This window comes from Shewanella sp. (assembly GCF_013214165.1).
Lineage (GTDB): Bacteria > Pseudomonadota > Gammaproteobacteria > Enterobacterales > Shewanellaceae > Shewanella.
The window spans coordinates 1-16,069 of sequence record NZ_JABSSM010000029.1; the positions used below are offsets into that span (position 1 = coordinate 1).

The 16,069-nt window shown below is 48.0% G+C and carries 21 protein-coding genes; 4 read left to right on the forward strand and 17 right to left on the reverse strand.

Annotated features, from left to right (window positions below; all coding sequences use genetic code 11):
* Positions 1–21: 21 nt before the first annotated feature.
* From HRU42_RS10295 to HRU42_RS10370, 16 genes are all read right to left on the reverse strand, one after another.
* Complete coding sequence (locus HRU42_RS10295; RefSeq protein WP_295030855.1) at positions 22–2,610, reverse strand: phage tail tape measure protein; 2,589 nt, start codon at positions 2,608–2,610, stop codon at positions 22–24.
* A 51-nt stretch (positions 2,611–2,661) separates the two neighbouring features.
* A complete protein-coding gene (locus tag HRU42_RS10300; protein ID WP_295030856.1) occupies positions 2,662–2,805 on the reverse strand; it encodes a hypothetical protein in 144 nt (47 codons plus the stop codon).
* Between the two features lie 41 nt (positions 2,806–2,846).
* Complete coding sequence (locus HRU42_RS10305) at positions 2,847–3,113, reverse strand: putative phage tail assembly chaperone (protein ID WP_295030858.1); 267 nt, start codon at positions 3,111–3,113, stop codon at positions 2,847–2,849.
* The gene (locus tag HRU42_RS10310; protein ID WP_295030859.1) at positions 3,110–3,376 is read right to left on the reverse strand and encodes a hypothetical protein; all 267 of its coding nucleotides are present in this window, start codon (positions 3,374–3,376) and stop codon (positions 3,110–3,112) included. The genes HRU42_RS10305 and HRU42_RS10310 overlap by 4 nt, the downstream gene beginning before the upstream one ends.
* Positions 3,373–3,942: a hypothetical protein gene (locus HRU42_RS10315; RefSeq protein WP_295030860.1), complete on the reverse strand. Its 570-nt coding sequence runs from the start codon at positions 3,940–3,942 to the stop codon at positions 3,373–3,375. Before HRU42_RS10315 ends, HRU42_RS10310 begins: the two co-directional genes overlap by 4 nt.
* Before the next feature lie 2 nt (positions 3,943–3,944).
* Entirely contained in the window at positions 3,945–4,493 is a 549-nt protein-coding gene (locus HRU42_RS10320) for a glycoside hydrolase family 108 protein (protein WP_295030861.1), read from the reverse strand.
* Positions 4,493–4,693 (reverse strand): TraR/DksA C4-type zinc finger protein, encoded by a 201-nt coding sequence (locus tag HRU42_RS10325; protein WP_295030864.1) that lies wholly within the window; start codon positions 4,691–4,693, stop codon positions 4,493–4,495. The genes HRU42_RS10320 and HRU42_RS10325 overlap by 1 nt, the downstream gene beginning before the upstream one ends.
* A 38-nt stretch (positions 4,694–4,731) precedes the next feature.
* The gene (locus tag HRU42_RS10330) at positions 4,732–5,181 is read right to left on the reverse strand and encodes a phage protein (RefSeq protein ID WP_295030865.1); all 450 of its coding nucleotides are present in this window, start codon (positions 5,179–5,181) and stop codon (positions 4,732–4,734) included.
* Between the two features lie 60 nt (positions 5,182–5,241).
* Complete coding sequence (locus HRU42_RS10335) at positions 5,242–6,348, reverse strand: DUF2586 domain-containing protein (protein ID WP_295030867.1); 1,107 nt, start codon at positions 6,346–6,348, stop codon at positions 5,242–5,244.
* A gap of 32 nt (positions 6,349–6,380) precedes the next feature.
* Positions 6,381–7,028, reverse strand: a complete 648-nt coding sequence (locus HRU42_RS10340; RefSeq protein ID WP_295030868.1) for a hypothetical protein — start codon at positions 7,026–7,028, stop codon at positions 6,381–6,383.
* A complete protein-coding gene (locus tag HRU42_RS10345) occupies positions 7,025–7,510 on the reverse strand; it encodes a phage tail protein (RefSeq protein WP_295030869.1) in 486 nt (161 codons plus the stop codon). The genes HRU42_RS10340 and HRU42_RS10345 overlap by 4 nt, the downstream gene beginning before the upstream one ends.
* On the reverse strand, positions 7,507–8,004 hold the full coding sequence (locus HRU42_RS10350) for a head completion/stabilization protein (RefSeq protein WP_295030870.1): 498 nt from the start codon (positions 8,002–8,004) through the stop codon (positions 7,507–7,509). The genes HRU42_RS10345 and HRU42_RS10350 overlap by 4 nt, the downstream gene beginning before the upstream one ends.
* Before the next feature lie 127 nt (positions 8,005–8,131).
* Complete coding sequence (gpM, locus tag HRU42_RS10355; protein WP_295030872.1) at positions 8,132–8,758, reverse strand: phage terminase small subunit; 627 nt, start codon at positions 8,756–8,758, stop codon at positions 8,132–8,134.
* Positions 8,759–8,802: 44 nt separating this feature from the next.
* Positions 8,803–9,450 carry a hypothetical protein gene (locus tag HRU42_RS10360; protein WP_295030874.1) on the reverse strand — a complete coding sequence of 216 codons (648 nt, stop codon included), beginning with the start codon at positions 9,448–9,450 and terminating at the stop codon, positions 8,803–8,805.
* Between the two features lie 108 nt (positions 9,451–9,558).
* On the reverse strand, positions 9,559–10,587 hold the full coding sequence (locus HRU42_RS10365; protein WP_295030876.1) for a phage major capsid protein, P2 family: 1,029 nt from the start codon (positions 10,585–10,587) through the stop codon (positions 9,559–9,561).
* Positions 10,588–10,635: 48 nt separating this feature from the next.
* Positions 10,636–11,553, reverse strand: coding sequence for a GPO family capsid scaffolding protein (locus HRU42_RS10370; RefSeq protein WP_295030878.1), 918 nt, complete (start codon positions 11,551–11,553; stop codon positions 10,636–10,638).
* Positions 11,554–11,761: 208 nt separating this feature from the next.
* Between HRU42_RS10370 and HRU42_RS10375 the strand changes: the two genes are divergently transcribed.
* From HRU42_RS10375 to HRU42_RS10390, 4 genes are all read left to right on the forward strand, one after another.
* Positions 11,762–13,570, forward strand: coding sequence for a terminase family protein (locus HRU42_RS10375; RefSeq protein WP_295030880.1), 1,809 nt, complete (start codon positions 11,762–11,764; stop codon positions 13,568–13,570).
* Positions 13,552–14,586, forward strand: coding sequence for a phage portal protein (locus tag HRU42_RS10380; protein ID WP_295030882.1), 1,035 nt, complete (start codon positions 13,552–13,554; stop codon positions 14,584–14,586). Before HRU42_RS10375 ends, HRU42_RS10380 begins: the two co-directional genes overlap by 19 nt.
* Positions 14,587–14,686: 100 nt before the next feature.
* Positions 14,687–14,938: an ogr/Delta-like zinc finger family protein gene (locus HRU42_RS10385; protein ID WP_295030883.1), complete on the forward strand. Its 252-nt coding sequence runs from the start codon at positions 14,687–14,689 to the stop codon at positions 14,936–14,938.
* Between the two features lie 335 nt (positions 14,939–15,273).
* Complete coding sequence (locus tag HRU42_RS10390; RefSeq protein WP_367227165.1) at positions 15,274–15,516, forward strand: helix-turn-helix domain-containing protein; 243 nt, start codon at positions 15,274–15,276, stop codon at positions 15,514–15,516.
* A 221-nt stretch (positions 15,517–15,737) separates the two neighbouring features.
* Here HRU42_RS10390 and HRU42_RS10395 read toward each other — a convergent pair whose 3' ends face one another.
* On the reverse strand, positions 15,738–16,043 hold the full coding sequence (locus tag HRU42_RS10395; protein WP_295030887.1) for a hypothetical protein: 306 nt from the start codon (positions 16,041–16,043) through the stop codon (positions 15,738–15,740).
* Positions 16,044–16,069: the final 26 nt, after the last annotated feature.

A 16,069-nucleotide genomic window follows, 5' to 3' on the forward strand; every position in this document is an offset into this window, starting at 1 on the left:
GGCTCTGATTCGTGTCAGTGGTCATCCGGTCATTAACTCCTGTTGGTCGGCGATTTCAGCAAGGCTAAAGTTCTTTGGTGGATGCTTAATGATCACATCGCCAAAGCTCAGGCTCTTGCTGTTTGATTGGCTGGCCGCTCTGCTAGCCTTGGCGCTCATTGCAGCTTGTTGATTAATGCGCGGCTTAATGGCGTTGGCCATAGACTCGTTTGCCACAGGCTTGATATCGAGTTGCTGGGTCATGGCTTCGGGCTGATAAGGAGATAAGGCGCTTCGCTGCATCTCTACTGTTTGAATCAGTGATGGTGCGGCTACCAATGGCAGCTGGTCGCGTTGTATTTCAACAGGCTGAACCATTGGCTGTGTTGACACTGTTGGCAGTTGGCCACCCTGCAGATCCACGGTTTGCATTAATGACTCAGGCACCATAGGCGAAAGCTGGTTTTGCTCAACCGGTAAGCGGGTGACGTTATCGCCTGTTGCTTGCACGACCGGGTTAGTCATAGCAGGCGCATTTAGCCAAGGGCCATTCATGGGGGCCGCGTTCGCTGCATCATTGGCAGCGGTTTGCTGCATCCAAGCAGGCACAGCTTGTTGATTATGGTTTTGAATAAACTCTGGGATCACTTGCTTTGGTATGCTGTCGATGGCTTTGGTCGCTTCGCTGGTATCTACATTGGGGATTAAATCAATATCAATACCTGGCAACATATTAATATTGCCGATCATGAAATTAAGGAAATCAATGACCATGCTTTTTAACGATGCCCACACATCTTTGAACACCTTAACTAGCCCTTGTACCCATCCCCATTCAGACATGGTCGCGACAAGTTCCGCCCAGCCTGCCCCCACAAAATTAAACGCCGCGGTAAAAGCATCACCAATACCGGTGCCAATCCATGCCAACCCGTCCACAATCAAGGTTAACCCATTAACGAGCGCACCGATCCCATAGGCTATGGCACCAAACACGGCCAAGCAAACACCGCCGATTAATTTGAGGGCAAACACAACGACATCAAGCAAGAAACTCGCAAGTGGTTTTAGCGCATTGAATACAGTGGCAACAATACTGAAAAAGCTACCAAACACGCTGAGTGCAATGCCGCCTAAGGTTTTAACTAAATCAGCAATAGCATCTATTGCAAATAGAATTGGCTCACCCCACGCAGTACCTGACATCATGTTGCGTAGGTCGTCAAAATAATAAACGGCCAGCCCTATCACGCCGATTAAAGCTGCAATACCTGCAACAACCAGCCCTATCGGGTTGGCATACATAGCAAGGTTCACCGCTAGCATCATGCCGCGAAGGCCTGCCATACCAGAGGTTAGCACCGCATTGATGCCCGCCCATGCCATAGCGGCAACGCCATAGGCAGTCATGGCCATCTTGCCGACACCCATCATCACGGTAAACGCACCACCTGCGGCAACTAGGCCGAGAATAGCTATGGCGCCATAACCAAGAACACGGGTTAAGTTAGGGAAGGTTTGGGTAAACCAGATTATTTGTTTACCCATGTCTGCTATCCAACCGACAAACTGATTGAAAGCCGGTAGTACTGCAGAGCCAAAGGCAGCGCGGATAACGAACCAAGACTGAGATAATCGTTCGCTTTGGTCTGTCATATCTTTAGCCATCTTCTCAGCTGGCCCCATACCTTTAATATTTTTAAAACTGTCGATATTGGTTTTAAGACTGTCCAAGTCTTTACTCATATTAATGATAGCGAGTGCACCATCACCAAGTCCTGCATCATCAAGGAAGGTGCGGGCATCAAGCCCAGACATACCCTCGATCATCGGTTTGATTTTTTCTATAACATCAATAATGGGCAGCAAGTCGCCCTTGCTATCAGTCAGTTTTACGCCCAGCTTTTCTTGGGCTCCGGCAACACCTTCTAGATAGTTGGTGTATTGAGTAACGGCATCACCCTGTCCCATTGATTGACTCAACATGCCCAGCACAGCAAACTGCTCCTCCATGGAAACACCCATTGTCGATGTTAAGGAGTGCATTCCGTCAGCCATGCCCTCCATATCAGCCATAGATGTGCCGAACAGCTGCTTTGCCATGGCAGTCATGCCCGTTATTTTCTCGATAAACTTATCTTGGCCCATCGCGTCTGCTTGGCCTTTATTGTTGCCGTACAGAGTTTTGAAATACTTAGTTACCGTATCGGCGTCAGACTTCATCACCATGGCAAGGGTTGCGCTAGATGCTGTGGCTGACTGCATCACGTGGACAGGCATATCTCCCATGGCCGCGCGCAATTTTGCGGTGTGGTCCAGCACATCTGTTGCTGCTTTGCCGTACTGTAGCGAAAAATCAAAGGCGGTGGCAGTAACAGCTTTTAAAGCCTCATCAGTTACACCAAGGCCTTTTAAATTGCCCAATTTTCTATCTATCTCGATTGCTGGCATTAACGCGCTTTGCAGTGCGTAACCCGCTGCAGCAATACCGCCCACGCCAGTGGCCATCTGCATGGTCCCGGCTTGGTAGTTAGATGCTAGGCCGCTAAATTGCTGAGTGATTTTAGCAATCGGTTTAGTGATCTGATCAACCAAACCAACGGTGAACATTAACGGTTTTGGTAGGCTCATTGGTGATCACTCTCCTCGTTGCTGTATAACCTAGCCGGCTTAACTGGACTATTAACCAGAGAAGGCCTTGTTCACGCCGTTGGCGGTGACTATTTCAAGGCTCTCTAAATGATTTTTATGCAGCCAAAGCGCTCGGGCTATCGACTGCTCACTGTCGTCTTCGTGCGGTAACAGATGCCGACGAATGATCAGCATTTGCTCCAGCTGGTTGTTATCTATTGACTCAACCAGCGCGGTTATTTTTTTACCGCGATTTCCAGCACCGGTGCGAACTCACCTTTCAGCGCCCCAGCTATCTGCACTTCTGCGCCAGGTGACTCGGCGAGGAGATTTTTCAATTCTTCTTTCTGAGATTTATCGATGGCGCGCATCACAAAGTTGTGCGAAGCACTGCACACGGATCCACCGCGAGATACGCTATCGACAAAATCTGAGTGGTCATTCACGGTCATGTTAAATTTAAACTCTGTGTTGCCTATGGTCAGGGTCACTGTCTTTTTCATGCTGCATCCTTATCTTTTCGATTAATTAATAGTTCTTTGAGGTTGTTAAAGCCGTCTTTCATCTGACGCTCAATGCGGTCACCTAAGTCTTTCATATCATCTTTTGTGGCATAGGTTTCGGCCACATGGGTTTTGTGATCGCTCAGTTCTTTAGCTGTGGTTTTGTGGGCGTTATATAGCGAGATGATCACCGGCACTAGCACACCTAAAATCAAACTCATAAAGGCAATGGCAACCATCACCCAAGTGGCGACTTGATTCATTTTCTCTTCCCTACCAGATTAATCAGACCTGAAAAAATGGATTCAGGGGCGGCATTCGACACGGCCTGATACTTCTGCTGTTTCTCTTTGGTTCGCATGCCAAAGTAAGCACGTAAGAGCGCAGTTGGTGTACCTAAAATGGCAATAATCAAAGGCCAGCTTTCACCAATGGCCGTGATGATTTCGGTATCTTTGTTAAACATGGCCACGGCTAGAAACGAGATAAGCACTACCACAGAGAACGCCACTATTCGGGCCATCATCATGGCAATAGCCGGTCGGGTTGAATTACCGGTTTTATCCACGTCACCCAAGGCTTGGATCACATTGGTGTACTCTTTAATGGCGGTAATTTCGACATCGAATTTTTTGGTTAACACTTGGGCCTGCACTTCGGCTGGCAGTGACGAAACAGCATCTTGTATTTCGGCGCCTGTGGCCTTATCGCCTAACTTGCTGTCATCGGGAAGAAACTCATTAATCACCTTGAGAATAGCGTTACCACCGGGGATCACGTCAGCTAGTATTGAAGTGCCAACTCTTCCAAGAATGCTTAATAAGTTCATAGCTACAACTCTACTATTCGAGATATCCAGCCAAACTGATACTTCTCTTGGCTTTCATCGTTTACAGCAATATCGATACAAAACGCGATTCTTAAGCCGCGTATAGCCTCGGTTAATACGGCTAACCCTTTACGCTTGCGGTGCTGTAAAAACGCGTTGAGCGCATAAATAGAGCGACTGCCCAAGATGCCGTCAGCGGTTAAATCGGCATAAAGGGTTTGCTGCTTGTTCATCACATTAAGCGTGGTTTGTAAGGCCTTGGCGGCATGAAATGGCGCAGAGTTCACCCCAAAATCAAACAACTGCTCGGTGAGTGCTTCACTGTGCTGGCTTATCGCATCAAGCTTTAGCGGGTCCCAATAGGTTTTCTTGTAGATATGAAACGCCATCTCATAAGGCAGCAACTTCATTTCACCTTGATACCCATGAGCACGAGCCGTTTTCAACGTGATGCCATACATGGTTTCACCGCCGCGATCGGTCGGGTCATTGACGTAACCGCCCTCGCGTTCGATCAGTTCTTCAATCAATCTGTTTTTTAATTGGCTCATCATTTACGCTCACTTATCGTCTGACACGCAATACACAGTTCAACACCTGGCACCGCTTGCTGCCTTGCTTGACTGATAGCCTCATCACATTCGATACAAAGGCTGGCACTGGGTTTTGCAGGTTTAGCTAACATGCGCCGCGCCCTGTCTCTCTCTTCTGCCCGTTGTTCATGTTTTACCGCTAAATCTGCATCATCCATTGACTGGCCCTTATTGAACTTTGGTTACTGAACTTTGGTTACTGAACTATGTTTTCGATTTCTTCGGGGCGCAGGTACGGCACACCATCGATATGCACAAAATCGGGACTTGTGATATCGAACGGGATTTTAAACAAGCTGGCACTGCCGCCTTTCGGATCGATATCGAGCAGATCACTCAGTTTGATACGGCACCCGAAGCACTCGACCTTCATTTCGTCTTGTGAAGTTTTGGCATAAAACTGAATATCGAAATTAGGCATTGCTCGCCAAGAGCCCGCTGATTTAGCTTGTTGGCTGATTAATGCAAAATTAGCCGCGTTAACGGTTAGTTCACCACTTCCCGCCACATCGCCATCGACGGCACCGTCGGGCACACCGCCTGTTTGTGACACCCCGCTGTTATCAGTAATCGTTACCGATGCAGAATCGACTTGTATTGCGGTATCACCCAGATGGGTTCTAAAATTCATTCCTGATAAACGCATCTTGTTTGCTCCTAATTCGTTGTGTAGTCGTTACGTTAGTCGTTGCATAAGAATCGGCGTTTAGATAACGCTAAGATCCAACATGATGTTGACTGTAATCGACTTAGGGCTGTTATATGGACGCACAACCATTGTGATAGTGACTTTGGTTTTACTCATCCACACAATTGATATATCGCCCTCGCGTGGCGGCATGATGTCACCAGGGAACGGCACCCCATTTACCGTGGTGGTTTTACTCATCATTCGTAGCGGCTTGATAAAGTAAGCCTTGTTGAGCTCGATGCTGGCAGGCGTTGAGTTAAGGATGCGGTTGGCTACACGCAAGATGCCGCGAACGCGGACTTCACGACTGGCCTTGTGTACCACGCGCAGGTTTTCAATCACCTGAAAATCGCCGCCGTCTACTTCCAAGGTTGAACCATCCCCCCAATAAATTCCGGCCACATCTGGGTACCACTGGGGCACACTGAGTCGCGCCTTGGCTAAGGTGTTGAGGCTGGCCAGCGCTAGCGGGGCGTCGGCTGAATCGGTTGGCATAGCGCCCAATCCGGCAACTGAGCCGGTGGCCACGCGCATGGGGGAATCTGCAATGCTGACACTGCGGTTACATAGACGGCCAGCGAGTACACCCGCGTTATTGCCATTAAGTTGAGGTACCGGCACCACTAACGGCAGGGCTAACCCCGCAACCAGCGCCGTCATCTTGGCTTCATAGACGGCCCACGTTTCGCTGTCTTTATCGATACCAGGTAGTGCAACGATGGCTGAACACCAACGACCGTGTGAGCCTTGCAGGGCTAATACGGCATCTGAAATACCGCTGATAGCTAGGGCTGTGGTTTGAGCGTCACAGACAACGACCGTTTCGAAGCTCTGTACTTCGTTAGCGTGACCGATGGCCGTGGCTATGGTTTCGTCTGTAGCAAGTGGATACGCTGCCGCCGTCCAGTTCTGGCCTGCGTTAAGCTGTGCCGCAATAAGCTGTTTACGCAGGTTACTGTCGACAAACATAACTTTGAGATCACTCTGGGCGTTGACAGAGAAAAGCTGACTCTCCTCTTCCGATTTACCCGCTAAACCGATAAACAGGAAGTGGCGCTCGATTGCTTGCACCTCGCCCTGTCCTTGGTTTTGATTGTTGACGGTCACTTCACCTAATGACATAGGGTTATCCTCTCTATCTGTGAACGGTTCATTTAGTTAATTTGCTCAATAATTTGGGCTAGCTGACGCTGTACGTTGACGGTGCTATCGCCTAAGAATGAGCGCGGAGGTGCTTTTGTTTGCCAACTTGATTTGTCCTCTCTGTTACGAAGCCTTTTTAATATCGCACCTGCTTGAGTCATTGTTAGAGTTGACATAAGTTCTTTTATCGTTGCTCTGCGATAGCCTTTACCTTTGTTTTTTCTAACCTTAAAACCTTTTTTTGATAGTGCTTTTGCCATGCCACGGCTGCATGGTTGATTCTTGTTAAGCTTTCCAAACCTTCGGTCCACCCTTGTTTTGTTCATCGTAAAAGCCCCACCTTCTGAGTGAAAAGCGGCAACCTTACCTACTGATGGATTCTCATGCTTGAGTTCTAATCTGTTCTTATTAAAAACAAATGGCTTAAGAGTTTTGCCTAGTCGTTTTAATAATTTACCCTTGCCACTTCCTTTACGCGGATTGAACGGTTTACCGTTTACGTCTTTCTGTTTTTTAATTCGTTCTCTGGCCAATTTACGTTCATATATCCCTAACGTTTTTAAGATTCGGACACGTTTATTAGCTGGCAGCGATAACAGCAATAATTGGTTTTTAAGGCTTAAGGCCTGTTGCTTATTTGGGGTGATGACTAAACTCATGTATCACCACCAATACTGACCACGGTATCTATGGTTTCGGCCACATTAACCGGCGCAATATCTAAGCTATAGTTCTGAGCATTGAACTTAATACCGCCATTTGCATCGGGGATAATCTCAATGTCATCAAGCAGCTGCAGCTCAATCAATATTGTGGTGTTGTCGTCGCTTTCGGCGTCGATATCGATATCGGGATCGGCCAAGTCATAGGTCTCTCTATCCCAACCACTGTCGATCAGAAAGGTCGCTATGAGCGCAAGCAGGTTGTATGGGTTCACCTTGAGGTGAGGAAAACTCTGTATATGGATAACAGCCGTGTGTTTCCACTTGGCGATGCGGTACCCCTCGAGACCTAAGTCTTGATTGCAGATCACTAGTGTGCCGTGTTCCTGCCATGCATCGATATTATTCGCTTTGATATGCGGTTTAAGGCTGGTCAGTAAAAACTCTGTGACAAGCTGCAGTTGGGTTTTCTGGCTCATAGGCTGTGCACTCCCGCACGGCCAAGACCAAGCAGCAGACGAACGCTTCGATTACTTTGGGCTAAAATGGCATCTTGCTGTTCGGGGTCGCTGGCTTTATTGGCTCCCGATTCCTTTTGGTCTACAGCAGAAAAATAGCCCAGCAGATCGGCATGGGAACGCGCATAAACGGCTCCGCGATAAATGCTTCTCTGCTTCTCTGTAAATACAGGGATTGAATTTTCATTCAGGGTAAAAGAAGCGTCCGTTCCCTGTTTCATGATGAAACTACTAAGTTGCTGTTGAACTTCTTCGCTGCTGCGATTGAGTGAATCGGCGATCACAGCCTCTTCGTAAAACTCAGGAATACGGCGGTGCTGACGAAATTCGCCCGTCGACAGTTCAGGCCAGCCGCTATCACTCCCGTCACCAGAATCGATAGCAATGCTTGTTTGTTCACCTGCGTTAAAACCGAATCCGCTCATATCATTCATCTCACTCTCAATAACAAGCACTCAGTGCGCTCATGGCTGTGCAACAGCTAATTGGGTTCAGTGCGGTTAGCGTCGACGTGGTTATTAACAGTCACCTGTTAAACACTCGGCTAGCGCACTGGAGGGTTGGGAGTCGGTCCCAGCACTATTAACTTTGCTCCTGTGAGCCATAAGCTTCTAATGCACGTATTCTCATATCAATCTTGTTTCTTACTGTCTTAACACCTACGTTTTTATGCAAACTGGCGGCTTTTTCAAGTAGCCCATCAGCTTGCTGTAACGCGCTGATATCACCCACTTGTGTTGGTTTAACATCGCCATTTGTTGCTCGCAGTAGCGCCAAACCCGCGAACTTGTAATATTTTGCGGTGATCTGTTCTGCCAGCTTCCAATCGTTAACCACGCGGTTAAACACCTGGCTGAAATACGGCTCAATGCTGTGGCCATTTTCGGCTTGTTCTTCTGCCCAATCGAATACCGTATCTGAGATAAAGCTCGGCCAGTTGCGGCGAATACCTGTCGGTTGGCCCAGTTCGATGGCCTTAAAGGCGAATTCAAGCGCTCGGCCAAAGTCAGCAATATCGAACAGCCAAATAATGCAACGAGAAAATATAGGGTGATCACTGGGTTCAATCTCCTTTACGGCCACATCGGCCAGATACTTATCAACTATGGGTTGCCACTTGGGCAGCAACACTTCGCGCTTGTGAGTTATCTTGTCTTGCCGTCTGGCGAAGCCCTTGAGCTTTTTCAGGTCGGCATCGAGTTCAATCAACTGCAAATGCAAACTGGGGGCGTATGATGCGCTCCCGGTATGCGCTACCTGTTCAAGCTGCTTTTTGGCTTGGCATTTTTCTCTGAAGGCGAGGATTGAGGCCCCGCCAACGGCTTTTTTAGCTCTGCGGTCACTTCTTTAAGATCGGCTGTGGCTTGGCTTGCCTCCACTGCAGCTTCGGCAATAGTGTTGGCGCTGTCAGCCACATCTTCGGCGGTATGCGATAACTCAGAAGCAGAGCCTGCGGCATCGTTGGCAGCATCATTCAGAGTGCCGGCGGTTTCATTTACCGTGTCTGCGGAATCAGCTAAATCATTAGCGGCAATGGTTGCCGTATCGGCGCTATCTTGTAAGTTGATATCGGTGATGTTGCCGTTATCATCTTTGGTTACTTCTGCGGTAACGGTTTTGTCACCACCGGACGCAGGATCAACACCAATCGTCATTTCAACAAACTGCGCCCTTTGCTCTACTAGCTCAGTCGCTTTGGCAATGGCGTCTTGTTCATCACAACCAAGTAATGCGGCGAGAAGCTCTAATGCTGTTTTCTGTTTGCTTTGCTCCGACAGGTTCTGCAAAGTATCAACTAACTTTTTACCAGCCTTAGCCACTCCCTGACTAAAACGTTCGAGTTCAGCTTTGTTAGCCTTCTCGGCTTGGTGGCGTTTTTTGAAATTGGCAAAGACGCTCATGATGGTCCCTCTGTTGGTTATTGTTATGGTTATGGTTATGCGCTGGCTAATTTAATGGCCTGGCTAATGAGTTGAGCCATTAGCCAGGCAGTGGTAAATATCTAAGCGTTAAGCAGCAGGTGCGGGACCTATGTTCATTGCGGCCTCATCGACTGCGGCATAACCTTCGAACTCTTCGATGGCATAACCTTCCATACGCCAATACTTGTCTTCATGTTGCTTACGATCTTCAACATTCTCCGACTTACGCGAGCGGGTGCCCTTCTGGGTATAGATGTGCAGGTTAGTCAACAGAGTGACCGTGATACGTTTACCGGGGAAGAACGGCGGCGTGTATGCTTTTAACCCACCAATCGATTTATCCATCTGTTGCGCGGCCACTTTCTCACTCGGCTTGTCGGCCTCATTCATCATCTTGGTTTGGGCGGTTGCGGTTAAGTCGCTACCCACCAAGACAACCAAACGCGGGTCATTCCGCAAAGAGGGATGGATCAAGGTGTTTTTAATTTCGGTGACAATGGCATCGAGTGTTTTGTACTCGCCATCTTTCAGTACACCAGTGGCGTCAGGGTTAAAGTAGATAGGATCAGTCATGACTTGCGCAGGCGCTTTCTCTTTAACGATTTGATGCCAGCCTTTGTTGACGTCTTCACCCATGGGGTTAGCCTCAGGATCCGAATCAACCGCGACCGTTTTACCGTTAAAGCCAACACGCAGCATATCGAGAGCAAAACGCAAGGTTGAGTTTTGACTCATCAGCTGCATAAACTGGCCTTGGGTGCCAGCATTAGCCCACACGGCAAGGGTCGCCCACGGCACCGTAGAACAGGAATCGGTTTCAGCTAATTCATATTCATGACCATTGAGGCCATTTTCAGTGAAGAAGCGCCCATCACGCTTACGGCCTGTTGCGATACCATAGTTGCCCACCTTAACGACCTGGCCTTTAATCTGGTCAACGTCCATGGTGGTGATGAGTGATAGAAACTCGACCGAATCAAGCAAGGCGGCTTTGAGTTTGCTTTCCATTGGGCCTGTAACGCTGAATTGATGTTGAACATCATCAACGCCGTAGCTTGTTGCCATGTTGGCGCAATAGGCCAGCAAACAGCCGAGTGCGACTGGTGTTAAATTCATTTTGCTCTCTCTTCTTTAGTGATGAATGTCAGCTATCGATTACAGCGGCTACACAACGGTGAATGATTCACCCTTACCTGCAGGGTCTGGTTCTTGGTTCCCAGCCTCTTGGCTTAATGCATTGAACTTGGTTTCCATACTTTCAAACTTGGCTACCAGTCCCGTGAGGCTTTCGTTTAATGTGCCAAATTGCTCAGCCGTAATCGCTCCGCCTTCTGGCTTACCCTTATCGTCGCCGCCTTTATCACCTTCTGGCTTGCCCGTATCGTCGCCGCCTTTATCACCTTCTGGCTTTTTACCAAAGGCTTTTGCTTTGGATTCAAGCCCATCAAGACGAGTACCAAATGCTGTAAATTGGCCCATCAAGGCTTCAAACTGTTCTTTATTCATGGGTTCTTCCTCAGAAGGTTCGGGTGCCAGATCTGGCGAATTAGATTTAAAGAAGTTCTTCAAAATGCTGAAGAGCTGCTTTTCTTGCTTTGGCTGTTCGTCACTTTCGGCGTGTTCAACATCGGGATAACCGATAACCAGCTGTTCAGGCGCGCCATATTGATGAGTATCAAAGCGTTCTTTAGTGGAGAACTTAAGGCGATCGGTACCTAAACTGGCTGGTTCATCAGTTACGCCCAAACCTGTGAGATAAGCTTTACCCGACTGGGCAAAATTGGGGTCGAGTTCGATAGAGGTATATACCTTTTGGTCTTGCTCGTTAGCAGAGACCAGTTGGGTATTGGGTTTTAATTTGGCGAAAAGACGCAGCTTACCGTCTTGTTCTTCGGTTTTAACTTCGAGCACATCGCCCCAGGCACCATACCAGCGGCGATGATCCGGCCAGATACGTGCGCCATAATTTTTAGGGTCATAGGTTTCAGCAATGTCGACTAGCCATTGACGTTCCATTGGTACATTGCGGTATGTTTGCCCTTCGGTGGCGATACGCAACCAATCTGTTTTCAACTGACTCATATTTGGCCCATCTGTGCTGGTTAATCGATAGTGATATCTGATTTAGGTGGCCAGCATAGCCAGATGAAATGATGGAAGCACTGGGTTTAGTTCTGCTCAATTCGGATAGTTACCCGTATCCGAAACAAGCCGAACTTTAGTCCGTTATAGGCTTGAAACTAATGAATACACTGGGGCCAGTTTTCATTTGTGTGAGCATCATTAACCCTTGGCTAAATACTCTCCCGAAATACGCGAAGCAGCAAAACGGCTCTATTTAAGACGCTGGACCCCGGAAGAGATCCGCCTTGAACTTGAATTCCCCAATAGCCGCATCGTTTATTACTGGGCAGATAAGTACAGCTGGCGCGATATGCTGCGCGAGGAGGAGGTCGACGAGGCGATAGCCCGCCGGATTGTGCTGTTAACCGATATTTCTGAAAAGTCGGGCATGCAGATCAAAGAGCTGGATATGCTTATCGAAAAGCATGTGAAGCTGAAAAAGCAGCGTGCAACACTCGAACGAGCAGCGGCTGGTGAACAGGATAACACTTCATCTAAAAATGGCGGCTCTAGTAATAGATCGGGCAATAAAGGCTCAAGCGAGGAAGCGCAGCAAAGAGGCAAGCGCAAAGGGCGTAAACGTAAGAATGATGTGAGTCATCTCACCGCCGATGATTTTGCCCCCTGGTTCGCCACCCTGTTCGAATACCAGAAGACCATGCATGAGAATTTGCATCAGCGTATTCGTAATATTCTCAAGTCTCGCCAGATTGGTGCCACCTATTACTTTGCGGGGGAAGCCTTCGAACAGGCAGTGTTGACCGGAGATCCGCAAATATTCCTGTCGGCATCACGAGCTCAGGCCGAAGTGTTCCGTACTTATATTGTCTGCATTGCTCAAGAGTTTTTCGAGATTGAGTTAACCGGTAACCCGATTGTATTGCATACCGCCCACGGTGATGCAGAACTGCGCTTCTTAAGTACCAACAGTAAAACCGCGCAGAGTTACCACGGCCATGTGTATGTGGATGAATACTTTTGGATAGGCAAGTTCGATGTGCTCAACAAACTTGCATCAGCCATGGCAACCCACAAGAAGTGGCGCAAGACTTACTTTTCAACCCCATCGACCAAAGCTCACCCCGCCTATACCTTCTGGACGGGAGATCACTGGCGCAGAGGTAAAAGCGATCGTGAGTATGTTGAGTTTCCCAGCTTCGATGAATGTCGCGACAATGGCCGTTTGTGCCCAGATAAGCAGTGGCGTTATGTAGTTACCATCGAGGACGCTGTGCGCGGGGGCTGTCAGCTGTTCGATATCGATGAGCTGCGCGACGAGTACAACGACGATGATTTTAATAACTTGTTTATGTGCATCTTTGTCGATGATGCCGACTCGGTATTTAAGTTTAGTGATTTAGAAAAATGCATGGGCGATGCCGATCATTGGACCGACTTTAAACCCAAGAACCCGAGGCCATTTGCCAGCCGTGAGGTTTGGCTAGGCTATGATCCGTCACGAACGCGCGACAATGCCACCTTAGTGGTGCTAGCGCCGCCCATTAAAAAGGGGGAGAAATTCCGCGTACTGGAGAAACATGCCTGGCGTGGGCTGAACTTTCAACATCACGTTGCCGAGATACAAAAGATTTTTGCCAGGTACCACGTGACCTACATTGGCGTCGACACTACGGGCATAGGCGCGGGAGTATTTGACCTAATACAAACCCTTTACCCACGCGAAGCCATGGCGATTCATTACAGCGTCAGCAGTAAAATTCGACTGGTACTCAAGATGATTGATGTGGTGCAGGCGCGCCGGATCAGCTGGGATGCCTGCCACAAAGATATCGGTATGAGCTTTTTATCGATTCGTAAAACCAATACCGCCAGCGGCGACAACATGACATTCAAAGCAGGCCGAGATCAAACCACTGGCCATGCTGATGTATTCTTCGCGATTGCCCACGCGGTAATTAACGAGCCACTTAACCACGCACATAAAGGTAAATCCACATGGGCAATCTCGAAATAGAAGCCGAAATAGCTGCCAATGATGCAGAAAGTAATGAAACTCCTGAGCAGACTAATGCCCCTGTGGTTTTCAGCCTGCCCGAAACCGTGATGCCAAATATGTGGCTCACCGATTATGACTCACTGTATTACAACCAGATGGATGATTATTGGGAGCCGCCTGTCGATCGGCATCTGTTGGCGAACCTTACCCGCCGTAATGCCCAACATGGCGGCATAGTGCAGAGCCGCGCCAATATGGCCGCAAGCCGTTATGTCTCCGGCGGCTTGAGTGTACAAGATGTTGAAGCGGCCTTTTTGAACCAGATACAATTTGGCGATGTGGCCTTGCTCAAGATCCGCAACGGTTTTCGCCAGGTGGTTCGATTGTTTCCTCTGCCCAGTTATCGCACTCGGGCAGCCAAAGACGGTGGCGCGGTAGTACTTGAGCGCAATCAGCAGGTGAAACGCTACAAAGCCAAAGATGTGATCTGGGTGCGCCAGTATGATCCTGTACAGCAGATTTACGGTTGCCCCGATTATCTCGGCGGACTGCAGGCAGCACTACTTAACGAAGATGCCACCCTGTTTCGCCGTAAGTACTTTCTCAATGGCGCCCACATGGGTTTCATCATGTATGCCACCGACCCGAACCTGGACCCCGAAGTTGAACAGGAGATCAAAGAGAAGATTCAAGACAGCAAGGGCGTGGGTAACTTCAAGAGTCTATTTGTCAATATTCCTAACGGTAAAGAAAAAGGGCTGCAGATCATCCCCGTGGGTAACTTCGAATCTAAAGATGAGTTTATGAACGTGAAGAACGTCAGTGCCCAGGACGTACTCAACGCCCACCGCTTCCCACCTGGGTTAGCTGGCATCATTCCCGCCAACACCGCAGGCCTTGGCGACCCGGCCAAATACGATGAGGTTTACTTTAAAAATGAGACTAAGCCGTTAATCAAGAAAATGATCAATGCCGTAGCGCAAGATCCTGAAGTTGGGGGGAAGTTGGAGTTGGTGTTTGATTTGGAAAAATAAGCAAATATTGTAATCTTTTCTGCACTGTTTAAAAATACAGTGCTATCGCGTAAACTACCGGAGTTAAAGCATTAGCATTCATAGGGATTGGGAGATCGGTATGCGAGTAATTTGTCCGGATTGTGGTTCAAAAGCGATTATTGGTAAGACTAATCGTTTAAGTCCGGCCCATGCCGATTTGTATTGTTCATGTACTGAGCCCGAATGCGGCCACACCTTCGTGGCCAATTTGAGTTTTAGTCACACCTTAAGCCCTAGCGCCCGCACCTCGAGCGCATTAGTCACCGAACTAGCTAGAGCGATGGACCCGACTCAGCGCAAGCAGTTGCAGCAAGAGCTGGCTCTGTTGTAGGGCAATGAGTAGCACACACAGTACGGAACTCATCACAACCCTGCTGAATAATCATCGCGATTATCGATAGTGCCACATCTGCGTCTCTTGGTCTGTTCGTATCAACTCCATTGAGCACCAATTCCATTTGCTGTAACAAAATGCACATCCGTGTAACTCCTTAATATATATATAAATCCATGTAAGATCGCAATGGTACTGGGTTTCAAAAGTGCTTTTAGGCATAATCTGTACATATTTGCTAAAATTAACGGAAGATATTTTCCGATTTTACAAGTGTGATTATGCGTATCAGCCTGGCACTGATCGGGCAAAGGATTGTTGATCAAAGAAAGATGAAAAAATTCTCGCAACTCAGTCTCGCCGATAAGGTCGGCGTCAGCGACAGAACATTGCGTAAAGTAGAAGCGGGTCATGATATGAAACTCAGCGTATTATTAGCGATAGCCGAAGCGCTAGATATCGATGTTGTGCAGTTACTCAGTGCTGATAATTCGTCATTATCAACACTGAGTGAATCCGAGAAGCAGCAAATATGCAGTCATTTAAAAGCAATCTGTGAGCTGCTACCAGATTGATCGCTGTTACGCCACCTCTTCTATTTGTACAGACTCACAGTAATTAGCCATAACCAATGCTTTGGCTAGCAAAGGCGGTACCGAGTTACCACACCTGGCCATGTGATTGGCAGGCCGTCACATCGAGCCACTAAAAAAAATCGTTTTCTGATTGTAGCGCAAGCATGATCACTGGCGATTAATTGCTTCCACTCTACTTTATAACCATGCTGCCGGAGTGACTAATCGTCACCTGGTGGATCTAAGTTCGTTAGTGTTCTTTTTGGTTGATAGCCGCTGAAATACATTTTTATTTCGGTGTGATTACTGAGCGTTACCTTTAAATTTTGTATTACCTCCTCATCACTTATTACTGTTGATTCAATATTTCCGTACTCAAAGAAACCATCATCAGCAACAAATATATGTTCTGACATTCCTGTTTTAGGATTCCGAGAAATAGCCAGGCCTAATGGATGCATGATTTCTCGATTAATTCTCTCGATGAGCCCCAGTTCAGACATTTTGTTCCAGTTAATTGATTTCATAGAATTGCCCTTTTTAACACTAGTTA

What these genes read in the sequence shown, in the direction of transcription:
- HRU42_RS10295 (WP_295030855.1), bottom strand. Translation starts at nt 2,610, where the DNA reads ATGAGCCTACCAAAACCGTTAATGTTCACCGTTGGTTTGGTTGATCAG.
- HRU42_RS10300 (WP_295030856.1), bottom strand. Translation starts at nt 2,805, where the DNA reads ATGCTGATCATTCGTCGGCATCTGTTACCGCACGAAGACGACAGTGAG.
- HRU42_RS10305 (WP_295030858.1), bottom strand. Translation starts at nt 3,113, where the DNA reads ATGAAAAAGACAGTGACCCTGACCATAGGCAACACAGAGTTTAAATTT.
- HRU42_RS10310 (WP_295030859.1), bottom strand. Translation starts at nt 3,376, where the DNA reads ATGAATCAAGTCGCCACTTGGGTGATGGTTGCCATTGCCTTTATGAGT.
- HRU42_RS10315 (WP_295030860.1), bottom strand. Translation starts at nt 3,942, where the DNA reads ATGAACTTATTAAGCATTCTTGGAAGAGTTGGCACTTCAATACTAGCT.
- HRU42_RS10320 (WP_295030861.1), bottom strand. Translation starts at nt 4,493, where the DNA reads ATGAGCCAATTAAAAAACAGATTGATTGAAGAACTGATCGAACGCGAG.
- HRU42_RS10325 (WP_295030864.1), bottom strand. Translation starts at nt 4,693, where the DNA reads ATGGATGATGCAGATTTAGCGGTAAAACATGAACAACGGGCAGAAGAG.
- HRU42_RS10330 (WP_295030865.1), bottom strand. Translation starts at nt 5,181, where the DNA reads ATGCGTTTATCAGGAATGAATTTTAGAACCCATCTGGGTGATACCGCA.
- HRU42_RS10335 (WP_295030867.1), bottom strand. Translation starts at nt 6,348, where the DNA reads ATGTCATTAGGTGAAGTGACCGTCAACAATCAAAACCAAGGACAGGGC.
- HRU42_RS10340 (WP_295030868.1), bottom strand. Translation starts at nt 7,028, where the DNA reads ATGAGTTTAGTCATCACCCCAAATAAGCAACAGGCCTTAAGCCTTAAA.
- HRU42_RS10345 (WP_295030869.1), bottom strand. Translation starts at nt 7,510, where the DNA reads ATGAGCCAGAAAACCCAACTGCAGCTTGTCACAGAGTTTTTACTGACC.
- HRU42_RS10360 (WP_295030874.1), bottom strand. Translation starts at nt 9,450, where the DNA reads ATGAGCGTCTTTGCCAATTTCAAAAAACGCCACCAAGCCGAGAAGGCT.
- HRU42_RS10365 (WP_295030876.1), bottom strand. Translation starts at nt 10,587, where the DNA reads ATGAATTTAACACCAGTCGCACTCGGCTGTTTGCTGGCCTATTGCGCC.
- HRU42_RS10370 (WP_295030878.1), bottom strand. Translation starts at nt 11,553, where the DNA reads ATGAGTCAGTTGAAAACAGATTGGTTGCGTATCGCCACCGAAGGGCAA.
- HRU42_RS10380 (WP_295030882.1), top strand. Translation starts at nt 13,552, where the DNA reads ATGGGCAATCTCGAAATAGAAGCCGAAATAGCTGCCAATGATGCAGAA.
- HRU42_RS10385 (WP_295030883.1), top strand. Translation starts at nt 14,687, where the DNA reads ATGCGAGTAATTTGTCCGGATTGTGGTTCAAAAGCGATTATTGGTAAG.
- HRU42_RS10390 (WP_367227165.1), top strand. Translation starts at nt 15,274, where the DNA reads ATGAAAAAATTCTCGCAACTCAGTCTCGCCGATAAGGTCGGCGTCAGC.
- HRU42_RS10395 (WP_295030887.1), bottom strand. Translation starts at nt 16,043, where the DNA reads ATGAAATCAATTAACTGGAACAAAATGTCTGAACTGGGGCTCATCGAG.